This window comes from Idiomarina xiamenensis 10-D-4 (assembly GCF_000299895.1).
In the GTDB taxonomy this organism is placed as follows: domain Bacteria; phylum Pseudomonadota; class Gammaproteobacteria; order Enterobacterales; family Alteromonadaceae; genus Idiomarina; species Idiomarina xiamenensis.
In genome coordinates this window covers 15,295-31,113 of sequence record NZ_AMRG01000002.1, presented here as the reverse complement: position 1 = coordinate 31,113, position 15,819 = coordinate 15,295, and the positions used below count along the sequence as shown (strand labels likewise).

The 15,819-nt window shown below is 49.4% G+C and carries 21 protein-coding genes; 13 read left to right on the top strand and 8 right to left on the bottom strand.

The window, feature by feature from the left end; genetic code table 11:
* Window position 1 precedes the first annotated feature (1 nt).
* Window positions 2–442 (bottom strand): terminus macrodomain insulation protein YfbV, encoded by a 441-nt coding sequence (gene yfbV / locus A10D4_RS01455; protein ID WP_008487266.1) that lies wholly within the window; start codon window positions 440–442, stop codon window positions 2–4.
* Between the two features lie 248 nt (window positions 443–690).
* Between yfbV and A10D4_RS01450 the strand changes: the two genes are divergently transcribed.
* The 5 genes from A10D4_RS01450 to A10D4_RS01430 are packed head-to-tail and all read left to right on the top strand — an operon-like array spanning window position 691 to window position 3,596.
* A complete protein-coding gene (locus A10D4_RS01450; RefSeq protein WP_008487265.1) occupies window positions 691–1,170 on the top strand; it encodes a hypothetical protein in 480 nt (159 codons plus the stop codon).
* 38 nt (window positions 1,171–1,208) lie between these two features.
* Window positions 1,209–1,556 (top strand): ArsC family reductase, encoded by a 348-nt coding sequence (locus A10D4_RS01445; RefSeq protein ID WP_008487263.1) that lies wholly within the window; start codon window positions 1,209–1,211, stop codon window positions 1,554–1,556.
* The gene (dapE, locus tag A10D4_RS01440) at window positions 1,553–2,710 is read left to right on the top strand and encodes a succinyl-diaminopimelate desuccinylase (RefSeq protein WP_008487262.1); all 1,158 of its coding nucleotides are present in this window, start codon (window positions 1,553–1,555) and stop codon (window positions 2,708–2,710) included. The genes A10D4_RS01445 and dapE overlap by 4 nt, the downstream gene beginning before the upstream one ends.
* The gene (locus tag A10D4_RS01435; RefSeq protein WP_008487261.1) at window positions 2,680–3,426 is read left to right on the top strand and encodes a M15 family metallopeptidase; all 747 of its coding nucleotides are present in this window, start codon (window positions 2,680–2,682) and stop codon (window positions 3,424–3,426) included. The genes dapE and A10D4_RS01435 overlap by 31 nt, the downstream gene beginning before the upstream one ends.
* Window positions 3,390–3,596 (top strand): DUF2897 family protein, encoded by a 207-nt coding sequence (locus A10D4_RS01430; RefSeq protein ID WP_008487260.1) that lies wholly within the window; start codon window positions 3,390–3,392, stop codon window positions 3,594–3,596. Before A10D4_RS01435 ends, A10D4_RS01430 begins: the two co-directional genes overlap by 37 nt.
* Before the next feature lie 34 nt (window positions 3,597–3,630).
* Here A10D4_RS01430 and purC read toward each other — a convergent pair whose 3' ends face one another.
* Genes purC through dapA form a run of 3 tightly spaced genes read right to left on the bottom strand, consistent with a single transcriptional unit; the run spans window position 3,631 to window position 6,406 of the window.
* On the bottom strand, window positions 3,631–4,341 hold the full coding sequence (gene purC, locus A10D4_RS01425; RefSeq protein ID WP_008487259.1) for a phosphoribosylaminoimidazolesuccinocarboxamide synthase: 711 nt from the start codon (window positions 4,339–4,341) through the stop codon (window positions 3,631–3,633).
* Between the two features lie 59 nt (window positions 4,342–4,400).
* Window positions 4,401–5,516 (bottom strand): outer membrane protein assembly factor BamC, encoded by a 1,116-nt coding sequence (bamC, locus tag A10D4_RS01420; RefSeq protein ID WP_008487258.1) that lies wholly within the window; start codon window positions 5,514–5,516, stop codon window positions 4,401–4,403.
* Window positions 5,517–5,530: 14 nt separating this feature from the next.
* On the bottom strand, window positions 5,531–6,406 hold the full coding sequence (gene dapA / locus A10D4_RS01415) for a 4-hydroxy-tetrahydrodipicolinate synthase (protein WP_008487257.1): 876 nt from the start codon (window positions 6,404–6,406) through the stop codon (window positions 5,531–5,533).
* Window positions 6,407–6,635: 229 nt separating this feature from the next.
* On the opposite strand from dapA, the gene A10D4_RS01410 reads away from it, so the two are divergent.
* Window positions 6,636–7,172 carry a glycine cleavage system transcriptional repressor gene (locus A10D4_RS01410; protein WP_008487256.1) on the top strand — a complete coding sequence of 179 codons (537 nt, stop codon included), beginning with the start codon at window positions 6,636–6,638 and terminating at the stop codon, window positions 7,170–7,172.
* Between the two features lie 17 nt (window positions 7,173–7,189).
* Complete coding sequence (gene bcp, locus A10D4_RS01405) at window positions 7,190–7,657, top strand: thioredoxin-dependent thiol peroxidase (protein WP_008487255.1); 468 nt, start codon at window positions 7,190–7,192, stop codon at window positions 7,655–7,657.
* A 61-nt stretch (window positions 7,658–7,718) separates the two neighbouring features.
* Here bcp and A10D4_RS01400 read toward each other — a convergent pair whose 3' ends face one another.
* Window positions 7,719–8,798 (bottom strand): AI-2E family transporter, encoded by a 1,080-nt coding sequence (locus A10D4_RS01400; RefSeq protein ID WP_008487254.1) that lies wholly within the window; start codon window positions 8,796–8,798, stop codon window positions 7,719–7,721.
* Window positions 8,799–9,071: 273 nt separating this feature from the next.
* On the opposite strand from A10D4_RS01400, the gene A10D4_RS14315 reads away from it, so the two are divergent.
* Together A10D4_RS14315 and A10D4_RS14310 are read left to right on the top strand one after the other, a co-directional pair.
* Window positions 9,072–9,971, top strand: coding sequence for a M48 family metallopeptidase (locus tag A10D4_RS14315; RefSeq protein ID WP_008487253.1), 900 nt, complete (start codon window positions 9,072–9,074; stop codon window positions 9,969–9,971).
* Entirely contained in the window at window positions 9,931–10,500 is a 570-nt protein-coding gene (locus A10D4_RS14310; protein WP_237738511.1) for a tetratricopeptide repeat protein, read from the top strand. The genes A10D4_RS14315 and A10D4_RS14310 overlap by 41 nt, the downstream gene beginning before the upstream one ends.
* A gap of 8 nt (window positions 10,501–10,508) precedes the next feature.
* Here A10D4_RS14310 and A10D4_RS01390 read toward each other — a convergent pair whose 3' ends face one another.
* Window positions 10,509–10,961, bottom strand: coding sequence for a TlpA family protein disulfide reductase (locus A10D4_RS01390; protein ID WP_156812063.1), 453 nt, complete (start codon window positions 10,959–10,961; stop codon window positions 10,509–10,511).
* A gap of 59 nt (window positions 10,962–11,020) precedes the next feature.
* Here A10D4_RS01390 and arsC point away from each other — a divergent pair, with 59 nt between their 5' ends.
* Genes arsC through A10D4_RS01375 form a run of 3 tightly spaced genes read left to right on the top strand, consistent with a single transcriptional unit; the run spans window position 11,021 to window position 12,462 of the window.
* Window positions 11,021–11,368 carry an arsenate reductase (glutaredoxin) gene (gene arsC / locus A10D4_RS01385; protein ID WP_008487250.1) on the top strand — a complete coding sequence of 116 codons (348 nt, stop codon included), beginning with the start codon at window positions 11,021–11,023 and terminating at the stop codon, window positions 11,366–11,368.
* A complete protein-coding gene (gene wrbA, locus A10D4_RS01380; RefSeq protein ID WP_008487249.1) occupies window positions 11,368–11,982 on the top strand; it encodes an NAD(P)H:quinone oxidoreductase in 615 nt (204 codons plus the stop codon). Before arsC ends, wrbA begins: the two co-directional genes overlap by 1 nt.
* A 57-nt stretch (window positions 11,983–12,039) precedes the next feature.
* Window positions 12,040–12,462 carry a DUF2069 domain-containing protein gene (locus A10D4_RS01375; protein ID WP_008487248.1) on the top strand — a complete coding sequence of 141 codons (423 nt, stop codon included), beginning with the start codon at window positions 12,040–12,042 and terminating at the stop codon, window positions 12,460–12,462.
* Window positions 12,463–12,472: 10 nt separating this feature from the next.
* Here A10D4_RS01375 and hda read toward each other — a convergent pair whose 3' ends face one another.
* Window positions 12,473–13,189, bottom strand: coding sequence for a DnaA regulatory inactivator Hda (gene hda, locus A10D4_RS01370; RefSeq protein ID WP_008487247.1), 717 nt, complete (start codon window positions 13,187–13,189; stop codon window positions 12,473–12,475).
* A complete protein-coding gene (locus tag A10D4_RS01365) occupies window positions 13,186–14,280 on the bottom strand; it encodes a DUF2066 domain-containing protein (RefSeq protein WP_008487245.1) in 1,095 nt (364 codons plus the stop codon). Before A10D4_RS01365 ends, hda begins: the two co-directional genes overlap by 4 nt.
* A gap of 198 nt (window positions 14,281–14,478) precedes the next feature.
* Here A10D4_RS01365 and A10D4_RS01360 point away from each other — a divergent pair, with 198 nt between their 5' ends.
* Window positions 14,479–15,768, top strand: a complete 1,290-nt coding sequence (locus A10D4_RS01360; RefSeq protein WP_008487244.1) for an MFS transporter — start codon at window positions 14,479–14,481, stop codon at window positions 15,766–15,768.
* Window positions 15,769–15,819 lie beyond the last annotated feature (51 nt).

The window sequence follows — 15,819 nt, the reverse complement described above, 5'->3', positions numbered from 1 at the left end:
ACTAGTGCTCAGACGGCGGCAATACCGTCAATGCTTGTTTTAATAGCCGTGCTAAATCTAAATACAACGGCCCACCCTGACTTGCCCGAGGTACTTGTTCGCCCGAGGCTTGCAACTTATCTTTTAATTCTTGATACCAGCGCCTTAAAGACGGCGGTAAGGGTTTAGCCGCGCGCCACCCTAACCACAAGTAGCCCTGTAGCGGTAACGACAGGATAAATAAAGACAACATCATGGCAGGCGCCAACGCTAACGTCCCCTGCCACTGCCAGTGCAATGCCGCATTTAGCACCGCAATAGCGGGCATCCAACGACTCGCAAAGCGTGTTGCCGGAACCACTTTAGACTCTTGGAATGCTGCCACCACGGCATGCTTTGGCCAGTCATTAGCGTATTTCACGCCTAACCGCAGTGTTACCCATAGCGATGGCTTTTTGCTCACCTTGCTGCTCACTTCTTGATCGGTGTTTGATTTGCGTACAATTCAACTATCTCATATAAAACAACAAGTTAAACTGTTACAACCGTACAATTCACAAACATATCCACAGATAATGTAGATAACTCACAGCATAGCACCCGGTCAGCTTAAAGCGTAGCCCTTATTCAGCGCTGACGGTTAAACCTTGTTCTTACTGTTACGGTTTGCCAAAATGATAACTGTCATCGATAAACGCGGAGGTTCGCGACTTGCCGGCCCCAATCTGTTACGCACCGGCCAGTGGTCAGTTGTTAACATTAACGCAGCACCCCTGTGCATTACTCCACTTTCCCAGCGGCTTAGATGGCATCGTTATTGATGTCAGCGATCATTATTTGTTAGCGCCGCTGAATGGCTACATTCAACAACAGAGTAGCTGTGGCGGATTTTGGCATTTACGCGATGAACAAGGTTTTGATTGTTATTTGATGTTCGCCGCTTATTTACAAGCACAACCACCGGCCGACGTCATTCAGCCCCTGCATAAAAAAAATGCCGAGGCAAAGGCTCCCGTTACCGTTGGCCAGCGGTTAGCGTGTTTGAAACAACCACAAATTCGACAATACCAGCAAGCACAGTTATTAACCGTGTTATGGCAGGCAAATGATAGCGCCTGCGAACACTATCGATGTAGCAGACGCCAAGGGCGCGTTAGTGCCGGCCAAATGCTGCTGCAAGTCGAATCTTAATAACGCGGTCATGCTGGGCAATACAAGGAGATACAGGCATGTCAGTAGAAGTCTATGGCATCAACAATTGTGATACCGTCAAGAAAGCTCGGCGTTGGCTCGAACAACAGCAAATCGAGTATCGGTTTCATGATTTCCGTAAAGATGGTCTCGAAAAATCACAATTGGACGAATGGTGTGAACAACTCGGTTGGCAAAATGTCATCAACCGTCGCAGCACCAGTTGGCGTGAGCTCGATGATGAGACCAAGCAAGCGCTCAATGAGGCCAAGGCTAAACAATTAATGTTAAATAAACCGACCTTAATCAAACGCCCAATCTTGAATGACGGCGAGCAAATCCTCAATGGCTTTAACGAAAAGGCGTGGGAGCAAGTACTACGATGAGCCAGTGTCCGGTATTAGCGCTAGCCGAGCAACTGATTGCTCGGCCATCGGTGACGCCTGCCGATGAGGGCTGTCAGGAGTTGCTGGGGGAACGGCTAGCCGCTATCGGTTTTAACTTAGAGACACTGGTGTTTGAAGACACAACCAATCTGTGGGCGCGAAGAGGCGAGCAAGGGCCGCTATTTTGCTTTGCCGGCCATACCGACGTGGTACCCGCTGGCGATCACCTAGCTTGGAGCAGTCCGCCCTTTACACCAACTTATCGCGATGGCTATTTGTACGGGCGTGGTGCGGCCGACATGAAAGGTTCGTTGGCAGCCATGGTGGTTGCCTGTGAACGCTTTATTAGTCGCCACCCCGAGCATCAAGGCAGCATCGCCTTTTTAATTACTAGCGACGAGGAAGGCCCTTTTATTAACGGCACCACGCGCGTCATTGACACCTTAGAAGCTCGTCAAGAAAAAATCGATTGGTGTGTGGTCGGCGAGCCATCCAGTAGCGATTGGCTCGGCGATACGGTAAAGAATGGTCGTCGTGGCTCGTTAACCGGTGACTTCGTCATCCACGGTAAACAGGGTCACGTGGCCTATCCAGAACAGGTTCGTAACCCGATTCATTTAGCCGCGCCAGCGCTAGCCGAACTGGCGGCGATGGAGTGGGATAAAGGCAACGAGTTTTTCCCGCCAACCAGTTTCCAGTTGGCGAACATCCAAGCCGGCACCGGCGCTACGAATGTGGTACCGGGCAAGCTGCAAGGTAACTTTAATTTCCGTTTTAGTACCGAATCGACGGCGGCACAACTGCAACAACGTGTGCTCGACACATTTGAGCGCCATGGGTTAGATTATCAACTGCGCTGGACCCTAAATGGCCAGCCGTTTTTGACCGCCGCAGGTAGGTTATTGAGAGCCACAGAACAAGCCATTGTCGACGTAACCGGAAAAACAACCACATTATCCACCGCTGGCGGCACTTCTGATGGTCGCTTTATCGCTCCAACGGGGGCAGAGGTGGTCGAATTGGGGCCGGTTAACGCCACCATTCACCAAGTTGATGAGTGCGTTAGAGCCGCCGATTTAACGCAACTGGCACAACTGTATCAGCGAATCTTGGAGCACACGTTATGCCCTCAAGTGACCAACAAGCCGCGTTAACGCTTAGCTTAGAACAGCTCACCGGACTCAGTGACAGTCATCTCATTATGGTGGCTGACAGCAGCTTGCAAGCGCCGGTGGCCGCAGCCTTTATACAGATGCAGCAAGCTGCCGCCAAAGACGGTATTGAGTTGGCGATTGCTAGCGGCTTCCGCAGTTATCAGCGCCAAGCAAATATCTGGCAACGAAAGTGGCAGGGACAATTGACGGTTAACAACGCCGCCGGTAAAGCCATCGATGTTAGCCGGTTAAGCGATGGTGAGAAACTCGCAGCGATATTACACTGGTCGGCATTGCCCGGGGCTAGTCGCCACCACTGGGGCACCGATTTAGATGTTTATGACGCCCGTCCATTCAATAATGGCGAGCGTCAATTGCAGCTACAAGTGTCTGAATACCAAGATGAACAAGGTCCCTGTTACCGCCTTTATTGCTGGTTACGCCAGCACGCTGCCGACTATGGCTTTTTCTTTCCATATGCCGAATTTCGCGGCGGCGTCGCGGCAGAGCCTTGGCATTTAAGTTATGCACCATTGGCTAAGCATTATTTACCCGCGTTAAGCGTGGACGCGCTGACTCGCGTATTACAACAACACCCTATTGCCGGCGTCGATTTTATCATCCCGCAATTGGCGAGCATTTATGAGCAATACATCAGCAATATTTGTGAGGAGGATGCATGGACGGCTACATGGTCTGGCTTATCATCTTATTAGTATTAGGCGTAGTACTCAGTAATTTAGCGGTACTTAAATACAGTGCAAAAATGAAGTGGCCGAGCAAAACATCGTTAACAGACGTTTCTGGCAAAGATAAGAAAACGGCATCCAACGATGAGGATGCCGAGAGAGAATCGACGGATAAATCCGACCACGCTAAACGCTAAACGCTAAAGAGCCGTAACGATAGCGATTAGGCCTTTACAGCGTTAAACCAATGCGGCGTGCGACTTCTTCGTACGCCTCAACCACACCGCCTAAACCTTGGCGGAAGCGATCCTTGTCCAATTTATTGCGCGTCTCTTTATCCCACAAACGGCAGCCATCTGGGGTAAACTCGTCGCCTAGCACCACTTTGCCGTCGGCTAAACCAAACTCCAGTTTATAGTCCACCAAAATCAAACCAGCGTTATCAAATAGCGCCTTCAATACTTCGTTGACTTTAAAGGTTAAACGCTTCATCTCTTCGATGTGCGCTTCGTCCGCCCAGCCAAAAGCACGAATGTGGTATTCGTTAACCATCGGGTCATGCAGTTTGTCGTTTTTCAGGAAAAACTCAAATGTTGGAGGATTTAACGTCTTACCCTCTTCAACGCCCAGACGACGCACGATAGAGCCGGCTGCAACATTACGCACCACACACTCGACCGGGATCATGGTTAAGCGTTTAACCAAAGACTCGTTATCACTCAGTAAACGCTCGACTTGCGTGGGAATACCCGCCGCTTCTAACTGACTCATGATAAAATGGTTGAACTTATTGTTGACCATACCTTTACGGTCTAACTGTTCGATTTTTTCTCCGTCAAACGCCGAGGTATCGTTGCGGAACTGCAACACCAATAAATTTGGATCGTCGGTGGTAAACACCGTTTTCGCCTTACCCCGATACAGTTCGTCACGTTTTTCCATGCAATACCTCGGCTGCATTAACAGATGTGGTTAATAAAATGTGCTTTAGCGCTTAATCATTAGCGCATGCTTTGTTGCTTAATTTGTTCCGCAATGGTGGCAAACATGTCGCTGACGACGTTCGCCGGTAGTGCTTCACCGTTTTGCTCAATGGTTAACGAGGTACGCTCACCCTGCTCGATCAACACCACTTGATAATCGGTTTCCGCCAGCGGCAGCTCTAAGTCGTTACTGCTCCCCCATAGCGCACTCAAAAAGCCCGACGACGGTTTTTCGTAGCTAACGTAGTAGCGACCACTGCTCTTATTCAGATCGTCAACATCAAAGTTAAGCGCTTCTAACATCAAGCCGGTTACCGCCCATGCGCTCTCAAAGTCACTATCAATGATATAAGCCGGATCGCCATCAGCGTTAAAACCAAGTTCGGTACTAATCCCCGAGCGCTGGCGTTCGATGACATGACGTTGTTGCATACGATTAACTTCGGTGATGACCGCATTTAAAAACAAGGTCTCGGCGTTACGTTGCGCCTTAGCCGTTGGCATTTGTTGCTGTGTGCCAGGTCGTTTAAAGGCGATGGTATCCACCAGTAACGACGTTGTGCGACCATGTGGCTCGGTGTTCATGGTAACCACAAATTGGTAATAGGCTGGCCGTACTTGCTCGACTTCATCGTCGCCGAACGGCCACCAACTCCAACCGTCGTCAGCATCGCTGTCAATCGCCGCGAACACCACCTCTGGCGCGATCCAATCGGTTTGTAACAGTGTCTCAGTTTGTTCATTACTGGTGCTGACACCCAACTCGGTTAGGGTTGTTTCTAGCGCCTGCCACACCTGTGCGGCGATGTTATCGAAGTCTTCAACTTCATCAAAAAACACACGAACCTGTGTCTCGTTTTCATCAACACGACTACCTGCCGCAATCGGTCGTACCTGAATTGGCGCTGTCACATTGACATCCTGCCCCACCGGTCCCGACGAATTCTCACCGACAGGGATTTCGTAACTGTCGCTGTTTGCAGGTAACTCTAGTCCGCTCGGCGCCTTTAAATCTGCGCTGGTCTGCGCTTGGGTATAATCAAAATCACCCTGAGCACGCTCGCGATTGTTGGAACTACAGGCCGTTACCGCTAATGCGGCTAAAATCGCGGTCGTGACTTTTGCCAATCTCATGCTTACTCCAGGCTTTATAATAGTTTTGCGTCGATAAGTGCTTGTTCGATAACTTTCTGGCTGGCAAGTTCCGGCGCCGTTAAGGGTAAGCGATAATTTGCTTGCAAACGACCTAATAATGCCAACGCCCACTTGACTGGAATCGGATTTGATTCGATAAACAGCATCTGGTTAAGGCGCTGCAACGTTTTATCCAACTGTTGTGCCGCATCGCCTTGTCCTGCTACGGCAAGATCGACGAGTTGCTTCATCTGCGCCGGCACCACGTTAGCGGTTACGCTAATCACGCCCTGCCCACCAGCCAGCATAAAATCGGTAGCCGTCGGGTCATCACCTGACAATAAAATGAACTCTGCGCCACAACGCTGACGTAACTCAGAAACCCGACTCACCTCTCCGCTCGCTTCTTTAATACCGACCACTCCGTCGATTTGCGCTAACTCAGCGACTAATGACGGTTGCATATCGCAACAGGTGCGGCCGGGTACGTTATAGAGGATCTGGGGTTTATCACTAGCGCTTGCGCAAGCTTGATAATGAGCAATGATGCCCTGTCGTGACGGCTTATTGTAATACGGCGTGACGTTTAAAAAACCATCAATATTCAAGTGCGCCATACGTTCAGTTAAATGCACAGCTTCGGCAGTAGAATTAGAGCCGTTGCCAGCAATGACACCAATGCGGCTATCAGCAATTTCAGCAATCGCACGCACCACATCAATGTGCTCGTCATGCGTTAGCGTGGTTGATTCACCCGTGGTACCCACGGCAACAATGGCGTCGGTACCCGATTCAACATGCCAATTGACCAGCGCTTCAAGCTCACTGTAGTCAACGTTCCCCTGCCGTGTAAACGGCGTTACTAGGGCGACGATACTGCCTGTTAGCATATGGACTCCATTTGCCATCCGTTGCTAAAGAAAGGCACTAATGGTACTTGCAGTGCCAGTTAAACACAAGTGGCTTGCTCGACCCTTAGCCCGTAAAAATCCGTCGTTCAACTGTCTCTGTATAACACTTCACGCCATGCTCGCTTATCGGTATTATGCAGGCTGCAAGTGTGGCGTCGTCAAACTGACTAGCAACCGTTGTCAGCAGCCCAACATGAGGGATGGTGTTTTGAGTCAACAGCTAATTATAACTGCCATGGGTAGTAACCGAGTTGGTATTGTTAAACAGGTGACCGAACTGGTCAGCGATTGTGATTGCAATATTGTCGATAGTCGTATGGCATTATTTGGCCAAGAGTTCGTATTAACCTTACTACTTGCTGGTACCAGCGCCAGCTTAGACCGCATCGAACATCTGCTGCCAACATCAGCCATTCGAATGGAATTGCTGACCATGAGCAAACGCACTCAACCACGTCCTTTACCACCATTTCCGCATCGCGCTGAAATCATTTTACGGGGTAATGATGCGCCAGGCATCTTAAAGTCTATCAGTGACGTATTGGCTGATGCGGCGGTTGATATTGTTTCTTTACGCAGCGAAAGCGAACAAATGGCAGATTGCACCTGCTTGCAAATGAGCCTGGTTGTGCAAGCCAGCGATGAAGACAGCTATCAACGCATGCAAAAGCATATTCAAGCGCACTGCCAAACACTGGCCATTGATTGCCAAATTCATGCTTTAAGCAGTGTCGTCTCTGCTTAACTAACACAGGAGTGATGATGAAAACCTTAACTAGCGGCGATAAAGCGCCCAATTTCAGCTTACCCGATAGCCATGAACAAAGGGTGACACTGACCGATTTACTGAGTCACGGTCGCGTGTTGGTCTACTTTTATCCAAAAGCAATGACGCCCGGCTGTACCGTACAAGCACAGCAATTACGCGATCATCAACAGGATTTAGCTAAGCATGGCGTACAAACAGTGGGTATTAGCCCCGATGCGCCAAAGCGGTTAGCCAAGTTTTGTGAACGCGACGCGCTTAACTTTACCTTGCTCAGTGACGAAGACCATCAAGTTGCCGAACAATTTGGTGTTTGGGGACTGAAGAAATTTATGGGTAAAGAATACGACGGCATCCATCGCATCAGCTTTTTAGTGGCGCAGGATGGTCATATTGAACACGTTTTTGACAAGTTTAAAACCAAAGAGCACCACCAAGTGGTGTTAGATTATTTGGCCCAATAATTCTAACTCATACCACTCCCCCGCCGCACTGGCGGGGGCTTAAACGGTACAACAAATCAACTTAACGGGCTTCAGGTAAGCTATCAAGCGCCGGTTGCGGACTCGACCAAGCACTGATCACCGCTTTTACTAGGCTTGCTAATGGAATCGCGAAAAAGGCTCCCCAAAAGCCCCAGATACCGCCGAAAATAAGCACTGAACCAATGATATAAACCGGGTTTAAATTAACCGCTTCTGAAAACAAAATTGGTACTAATAAATTACCATCGAGTGCCTGCACAATCAGATAAGCGATCACCAACCACGCGAATTCCATACTAATACCAAACTGAAATAATGCCACCAGCACCACCGGCACCGTCACCAGTGCTGCACCGACATAGGGGATCAGTACCGATAAGCCAACTAATACCGCTAATAACAGCGCATAGCGCAAATCAAATGCGACAAACACGACGAATGAGACTATGCCAACAATCACCAACTCGAGTGCTTTACCACGAATATAGTTCATGATCTGCAAGTTCATTTCGCGCCCAACTTGCGAAATTAAGCGACGTTCTTTCGGTAATAAGCGACTGGCATGGTGCATCAGCACATCGCGATCTTTCAGCATGAAAAATAACAACAGCGGCACGATGATTAAATAAACCATCAACGCCATCACGTTAACTAACGACATCAGCGAGAAGGTTAACAACTGCTGTACCCAGCCCAATACACGTCCTTTAATCTCGGCGGTAAAGGCAACCACTTGCGCTTCGTCGACAAAATCCGGCAACCGTGCCGGCAGTGCATGAACCCATTGCTGCAACATTGCCAGCATATCGGGGACTTCGCGGGTTAAGGCGATACCTTGCTGCCAAACTACCGGCACCATAAAAACCACCAGTACCACGGCTAGTCCGACAAATAACGTAAATACCACGAGCACCGCAGTTAACCGTGAAAAACCGACTCGCATCAACTTAACCACCGGCCACTCAAGCAAATAGGCCAACGCAATAGCGACGATGATTGGTGCCAGTAACCCACCAAAAAACACCACTAAAATGAAGCCAACGAGCAGCAACAAAAAGAGTGTAATGGCCGCCGGGTCAGAAAACTTCCGTTGATACCAGCTCTTAAAAAAATCCCACATACTGACGTCCTTGCGATACTGAATGCTGACGATTTGACTGCCAATAAACGATAAATTCGTTCGATAACACGAGCAAGCATCATAGCAGCTTTCAAATGTTTGCCGATAGTTTAATCGCTGCTTAGCGTCTGCCAGCGTTTAGCCGTAGGCAGGTTGCTGCCAACATGTTACTTTAAGTCGCTAAGATGGAAATTAGGGAACTCGTCAAGCATCAGTGACTCCAAGTGCTATCTTGACTATTCGCTTTAGTTTAAGCAGGAATTAGCAGCCAACATGAATGCGGTAAAGTCTTTGTTGTTAGCGATTAGCGTGACCTTCACGGTAGCCGCGTCCGCACAAAATTTTCAGCAAAATCAAAATCGTTTACCAGAAATCGGTACCGCTGGTGGCGCCATTATGTCGATCGATCGGGAACGACTGATCGGCGATTTTTATATGCGCCAAATTCGTGCTACCGCGCCGCTGATCAGCGACCCGGCGTTAGACGAGTATATAGCCGACATGGGTAACCGTATGGTTCGTCATGCCGACGGTGTGCGTTTTCCGTTTTCTTTTTTCTGGATCAATAATAACGATATTAACGCCTTTGCCTTTTTGGGTGGGCATGTTGGCGTACATACCGGTTTGATTTTGGAAGCGCAAAACGAGTCCGAACTGGCGGCGGTAATTGGCCACGAAATCGCACACGTCACGCAGCGCCACATGGTGCGTAATATTGAGCAGCAAAGTCAAAATAGCGGCTTAACCTTAGCCAGTGTATTAGGTGCCTTGTTACTCGGTATTGCTAACCCAGAATTGGGTTCGGCGGCGCTTACTGCAACCATGGCCGGTAATCAGCAGTCAGTTATCAATTACACTCGTCTGTACGAACAAGAAGCTGACCGTGTGGGTATGACAATCTTATCGAATGCCGGCTTTGATCCGCGTGGCGCCCCGAATTTCTTTGGTCGGCTTGCCGATCGTTACCGTTATTCCACTAAAATGCCCGAAATGCTGATGACTCACCCGGTTACCGAGTCACGTATCGCTGATACCCGTGCCCGGGCACAAATGCTACCTCATCCTAATAGTCCGCCCAGTTTAAAGTTTGCGTTAGCTAAGGCGCGCGTACAGGCTCGCTATGGCGGCGTTGATGCTGATACTTTCCGGCGCCGTCTGGATGTTAGCCGCTAGCGCCGCGCGTTACGGTTTAGCTATTGTGCAGTTGGATAGTGGTCAGCCAGCCGCGGCTGAAGAAACACTGGCTCCACTGCTTGATAACTCGCCGTTAGAGCCTTTTTATATTGATGTGGAAAGCGATATTTTAATCAATCAGCAGCGCTACGATGAAGCGCTGGCGATGCTTGAGCATGCCTACATTCGTCGCCCCAACGAAGAAGTGATCACCATCAACTATGCTAACGCGGCCATTAAAGCAGGTCAGCCACGTTTAAGTATCAAGCTATTGCGCGACTTTTTGTTGCGTGAGCCAAAGCATTTACTTGCACTACAAATTCTTAGCGACGCTTATCGTGACGTCGGTGATATTGCGCAAATGTACGAAACTAACGCCGAAGTTATTGCCTTATACGGCGGTTTTCGGAATGCTATCGATCAATTGCACACGGCCTATACGCGTACCGATAATGACCTAACTAAAAAACGTATTCAGGCCCGTATTGAACAAATGCGCGAGATGGAACAGCGCGCTAGAACGCTGTAATCGTCTAGTTAGGGGGTTAGCTGGGTCGCTTGGCGTAAGCTCTCGACGCTTTGTTCGCCCATTAACGGCCCTTTTATTTCGCCCTGCGGGGTGATGATATAAGTCGCCGGCAACGCTTCGGGCTTAGCAAAAGGCAGCTGCGGCGCTGGCTGCATACGAATTAATGGGAATGCTATTTGGTATTTGGCAATCAATTCCGCTAATGCCGCATTATCAAGGTTGTCGTAACTAACGCCGAATAAACTCACTTGATCCTGATGCTGTAAGTAAAAACGATTCAACTCGGGTAATTCCTTTAAACAAGGCGCGCACCACTCGGCAAAATAATTAACCACCACATAACGACCCTGTAATTGCTGCCATTGCAGCGCCTCATTTTCCGATGTCGTGAAGTCGGCTGACGGTTGGCAAGCGGCCAGAAAAGCAGCAGCTAATAGCACAATATGATGCCTTCTATTCATGTCTACGTCCTTCTGCGTTAAGCTTAAGCAAATTAGCAATAAGTCTAGGATGACAAATCATGAGCCAAGTGACGATTTATCACAACCCTCGCTGCTCCAAGAGCCGACAAACGCTGTCGCTACTGGAGCAACAAGGTGTACCACTTACTATTGTTGAGTACCTTAAAACACCGCCTTCAGCGCCGGAGTTACAGAGCATTCTAGATAAGCTCGGCTATCAACCCAAAGCCTTGATGCGGAAAAAAGAAGAGATATACCAAAGCTTAGGCTTAGCAGACGAAGACGATGCTGAGGTGTTACTAACAGCGATGGTCAATAATCCCAAGCTGATCGAACGTCCAATTGTCGTCAACGGTGATAAGGCCGCTATTGGACGTCCGCCAGAGGCGGTACTGGATATCCTTTAATGACCCAAATACTGATCCTTTATTACAGTCGTAACGGCGCGACTCAAGCGCTCGCCGATGCCATCGCCACCGGTGTTGAGAGTGCCGGCGCAGAAGCCCTATTACGCACCGTTTCGGGCAACACCGACGACGCCGCCAGCGAACGTGACATCGTCGTTAACGACCTTGATTTGCAGCATTGTGATGGTTTAATTGTCGGTAGTCCCACACGCTTTGGTCATATGGCTAGCAGCCTCCAGCGCTTTTGGGAGAGTACCAGCCGCGATTGGCTAAAAGGTAGCTTAGAAGACAAGCCCGGCGCCGTGTTCACCTCGACTGGCTCACAACATGGCGGGCAAGAATCGACCCTGTTAACGTTGGCGTTACCACTGCTACATCATGGCATGCTGTTAACCGGCATACCCTACTCCGAGCCCGCATTACAGCAAACTCGTGACGGCGGCTCGCCCTATGGCGCCAGTCATGTGGCGCACGATGATGGTGCCAGTGGCGGTAAAGTATCATTGAGTGAGCATGAATACCGCTGTGCTAAACAGCTGGGCTACCGCGTTGCTAGCATCGCGCAGCGGCTTAAGCTGAGCGCAGCAACTTCATCGTCGCTTAGCGACTCATAAGTTTTAACCAAGAAAGACGGCGCTTGGCGGCGGCGTTATTTACAGAGAGCATTTTTCATGTGGCAGTCTGTCAGTTTTTACCGACGTTTATGTTTAACGTCTTATTTAGCCTTATTACTGTTCGTCATCCTTTGGCACAGTGCACTAGCACCAGCCAACGATAACAACCTACCGTTATGGTTAGCGGTATTGTTATGGATAGTGCCATTATTGCTACCATTAGCGGGGATCATTCGCGGCAAGCCATACACCCACGCCTGGGCCAACTTTATTTTGATGTGGTACTTCCTGCATAGTTTGACCACGTTATACACCCATCCGCTAGAACGCGGTTATGCGGCAATAGAACTGCTATTAACGACATTAGCGTTTATTGGAGCCACCGGCTATGCGCGCTACGCTGGTCGTCAACAAGGGTTGAAAATTCCTAAACTGAAACAAGAGTTAGCGGACGAAAAAGCACGTCATAACGAGAATTAACGCTATCGCATCAAATTGCTAGCACGCGCTTAACAAAAGGAATGGTTAAGCGCCTCTGAGCCGCCATAGAAGCCCTGTCGAGTTCAGCCAAGTGCGCCATTAACTGCTTCATATTACGGCCTAAACGCTGCACCATAAATGACGCGACATCAGCGTTAAGCTGTAAACCTCGCTGCACCGCTCGGCGTTGTAACGCCGCCGCTTTTTGTTCATCGTCAAGCGGTTGCACGTGACATTGTATGCCCCACTGCAAGCGCGACTGCAAATCGGCTAACGCCACCGTTAAGTTGGCACTAGACTGGCCCGCCGTCATGATCAAACGACTGACGCCGTTATCCAATACCCGATTGATGAGTGCAAACAAAGCAAAACACCAATCTTCACGCGCACACGCATGGTCGATATCGTCCAAACAAACCAGCGCGTAACTGTCCAATCCCTCTAACAATGCTGGTTGCTGCAGTATATCGTCCTCGCGCAGAGATAAGTACATCACCGACTGCGAGGTCTGCGCAGCGCACAGACTGTGCAATAAATGACTCTTGCCGCTACCACTACTACCCCATAAAAAAGCTAACCGCTCACTGGGTGCCATCGGCACTGCCGCAGGCTCGGCAAAACGTCGCAACAAAGCCACCAACGATTGATTATGCTCGCCCACAAAGGTCGCAAAAATCTCATCGTCGGGTAGCTGTACCGCTAATGGCAACTGTTGCGAAACATTCATCGCCGGATCCAGTAATACAGCAGTTCGCTGGTTTGGTCGAAACTAAACGGATCGCGCTTCACCTTACGTAAGCGATTATCCAATTCTAAAGCTTGCGCCACACGTTCAGGATTGCCCAGCAACTGCAGGCTAAATTGTGCACGTCCGTTACCGAACTGTTGCAAATTAACATGTGCTACCGAGGTTAAGCTGTTTAAATACTGCTCAAGCTCTAAGATTGCCGCCATACTGTCTAAATTAACGACACGTAGGGTCATTTCGCTAGCGTCACCGGGTTGCGTTGAGACGCTATAAGCAGCCGCCACTTGATTAGTCACATCATCAATAAATGGCGCAGCAGTCAGGCTCAAATCTGCACCCAAGGTTTGTCCGTGTAACCGTTGCTCACCGACACTTACGGTCCAATCAACCACCCAATTAGCCGCGGTTGAACCGTCGCTATCAGCGCTTAGATTGGACTGGTTGGCCGGCATCACCCGCGCTACCACAATGCCATCGGCCTGATAACGCGCCGCAGCATCACGTAGCGGTTGGTTAAAGCGCCCCCATACATCGCTAACATTAACCGCCATGCTGTCGCTGAGATCCATAAGCGGTAAGGCAATGGGTAAACCTCGTTCACGCGCGCGATTAACGATCTGTTGCATGAATACCGTTTCGTCCGCGTTACTCAAAATGTGGCGATGGCCGTCATTGTCTTGTTGAGCGATCCATAACATCAGCGTCGGCCGCCGTGAGCCCCATATATTGGCACCTATATCGGTCAACAATTGATTGACGCGTTGTTGCTCAAAGCTCGCCTGTAGCTGCAATTGACCTTGTTGCTGCTGATAAGCGTATTGCACCAGGTAATCATTTAAATTACGCAACGCTTGACGCACCTTGGCGTGTTCAACAATAGCCGGATCGCCAGCGACTTTGACCAAACTTTGTTTAAATGCATCTTGTAGCGCTTGTTGACGTTCGTCCGGTGTCTGCGAACTAACACCGACACGGCCTTCATAAATATCGCTAACCGTCGCGGCTAGCGTTGACCAACTGAGCACACTGGTCAATAGAGCAAGCGTCAAAGCGCGCATCAATGGCAACATGTGAAGCCCTTCCTTTTTGGCAGATAAGTGGATGATAAACAGCCCGCCAGCGCGCGGCAAGTAACAAGCTGTGGATAACTTGATCAGATTGTCACTGGTCGCCACCGCATCCCAGTGTTACAGTACAGCGAAGCAAAACGCGATGTGCGAAAACTGTTTTTTTAGACCTCAACATTCCCCGATGCAGGAGCACCATTCATGCTAAAACAACAACTGCGAGGCGTCAGTTCATTGCTAAGCAGCATCACGCTAATTGGTATTTGCGTGGGCATGACCAGTACCCTGTTAAGTTTACGTGCGACTATCGAAAACTTTGGTACCCTCGTCACCGGTATCATTATGTCGGCTTACTTTATCGGTTATCTATTTGGGACAACACGAGCACCAAAAGATATCCGTCGAGTCGGTTATATTCGTTCATTTGGTGGGTTAGCAGCACTTGCCGCATTTTCCATTTTAGTGCAATCGATTTGGATTAACCCGGTGGTCTGGTTTGTCATGCGGTTTTTAACCGGTTTTGCCATTTCCGGATTGTTCCTGATCGTAGAAAGCTGGCTCAATACCATGGCCGATAATCGCAGCCGCGGCACCCTGCTCTCGGTGTATTTAGTGTTAATTTATGGCGCTTTAGTGGGCGGACAATTAGTGCTCGGCATCGCCGATCCAACCGGCTTTACTGCATTCGCTATTGCCGCGTTGCTCATTAACTTTGCGCTAATCCCCATATTAATCAGTGTGACGGTCGAACCGACCACCCACAAACCGCGCAAAGTGCCGATTAAGTTATTATTGAATACGGTTCCGTTGGGTGTCGTTAACGCCTTCATTATGCAGGCCTGCTATGCCATGTTTTATGGTGTGGGGCCGGTTTATGCCTCATCTATAGGCCTGAGTGTTACCCAAGTGACTTATTTTATGGCGGCGTTTATTTTTGGCGGCATGCTGGCACAAGCACCTATTGGTCTGTTGTCTGATCGTGTCGACCGCCGTTTGATGATCGTTATCTGTGCCAGTGGCGGCTCTGTGCTTGCCTATGTTTTATCGCAATTAGGTGCCACACAGGTACATCTGATTTATCCAGCCGTTATCGTGTTGGGTGCATTTATTCTGCCGCTGTACTCCTTGGGTATGGCGCACACCAATGATTATCTAGAAAAAGATCAAATGGTAGGTGCGACCGGAGCTATCATTAAAATTGGCGGTGCGGGTTCAATTATTGGTGCGCCGGCAGTCGCTGGACTGATGCAATTTGGCCAAGCTAATCACTTCTTTTATTTGCTGATGGTGTTAACGGCTATTGTTGCCCTGTACGCGATTTACCGTATTAGTAAACGCAGCAAAGCCGAAGACCAGCTGCATACCAACTTTGCTGTGCTAGCGCCATCACAAACCTCGGATGAGCTATTAACGACCATGGCCGAAAGCGTGCCTGAAGAAGAAGAGGATGAAGAAGTCGTTACCGGCAATGCCGTACTTAGACGTAAATAATGCCATGCTAGCGGCCAGCAACGCGCCGCTAGCATGGTTATGATGCGGCTG

Excerpts from the sequence above, each read along its gene's own strand:
- bcp (WP_008487255.1), top strand. The coding sequence starts at position 7,190 with ATGAAAACCTTAACTAGCGGCGATAAAGCGCCCAATTTCAGCTTACCC.
- arsC (WP_008487250.1), top strand. The coding sequence starts at position 11,021 with ATGAGCCAAGTGACGATTTATCACAACCCTCGCTGCTCCAAGAGCCGA.
- A10D4_RS14315 (WP_008487253.1), top strand. The coding sequence starts at position 9,072 with ATGAATGCGGTAAAGTCTTTGTTGTTAGCGATTAGCGTGACCTTCACG.
- A10D4_RS01445 (WP_008487263.1), top strand. The coding sequence starts at position 1,209 with ATGTCAGTAGAAGTCTATGGCATCAACAATTGTGATACCGTCAAGAAA.
- A10D4_RS01400 (WP_008487254.1), bottom strand. The coding sequence starts at position 8,798 with ATGTGGGATTTTTTTAAGAGCTGGTATCAACGGAAGTTTTCTGACCCG.
- bamC (WP_008487258.1), bottom strand. The coding sequence starts at position 5,516 with ATGAGATTGGCAAAAGTCACGACCGCGATTTTAGCCGCATTAGCGGTA.
- wrbA (WP_008487249.1), top strand. The coding sequence starts at position 11,368 with ATGACCCAAATACTGATCCTTTATTACAGTCGTAACGGCGCGACTCAA.
- A10D4_RS01435 (WP_008487261.1), top strand. The coding sequence starts at position 2,680 with ATGCCCTCAAGTGACCAACAAGCCGCGTTAACGCTTAGCTTAGAACAG.
- dapA (WP_008487257.1), bottom strand. The coding sequence starts at position 6,406 with ATGCTAACAGGCAGTATCGTCGCCCTAGTAACGCCGTTTACACGGCAG.
- A10D4_RS14310 (WP_237738511.1), top strand. The coding sequence starts at position 9,931 with ATGCTGATACTTTCCGGCGCCGTCTGGATGTTAGCCGCTAGCGCCGCG.
- A10D4_RS01375 (WP_008487248.1), top strand. The coding sequence starts at position 12,040 with ATGTGGCAGTCTGTCAGTTTTTACCGACGTTTATGTTTAACGTCTTAT.
- dapE (WP_008487262.1), top strand. The coding sequence starts at position 1,553 with ATGAGCCAGTGTCCGGTATTAGCGCTAGCCGAGCAACTGATTGCTCGG.
- A10D4_RS01360 (WP_008487244.1), top strand. The coding sequence starts at position 14,479 with ATGCTAAAACAACAACTGCGAGGCGTCAGTTCATTGCTAAGCAGCATC.
- A10D4_RS01390 (WP_156812063.1), bottom strand. The coding sequence starts at position 10,961 with ATGAATAGAAGGCATCATATTGTGCTATTAGCTGCTGCTTTTCTGGCC.
- A10D4_RS01365 (WP_008487245.1), bottom strand. The coding sequence starts at position 14,280 with ATGTTGCCATTGATGCGCGCTTTGACGCTTGCTCTATTGACCAGTGTG.
- hda (WP_008487247.1), bottom strand. The coding sequence starts at position 13,189 with ATGAATGTTTCGCAACAGTTGCCATTAGCGGTACAGCTACCCGACGAT.
- A10D4_RS01430 (WP_008487260.1), top strand. The coding sequence starts at position 3,390 with ATGGACGGCTACATGGTCTGGCTTATCATCTTATTAGTATTAGGCGTA.
- purC (WP_008487259.1), bottom strand. The coding sequence starts at position 4,341 with ATGGAAAAACGTGACGAACTGTATCGGGGTAAGGCGAAAACGGTGTTT.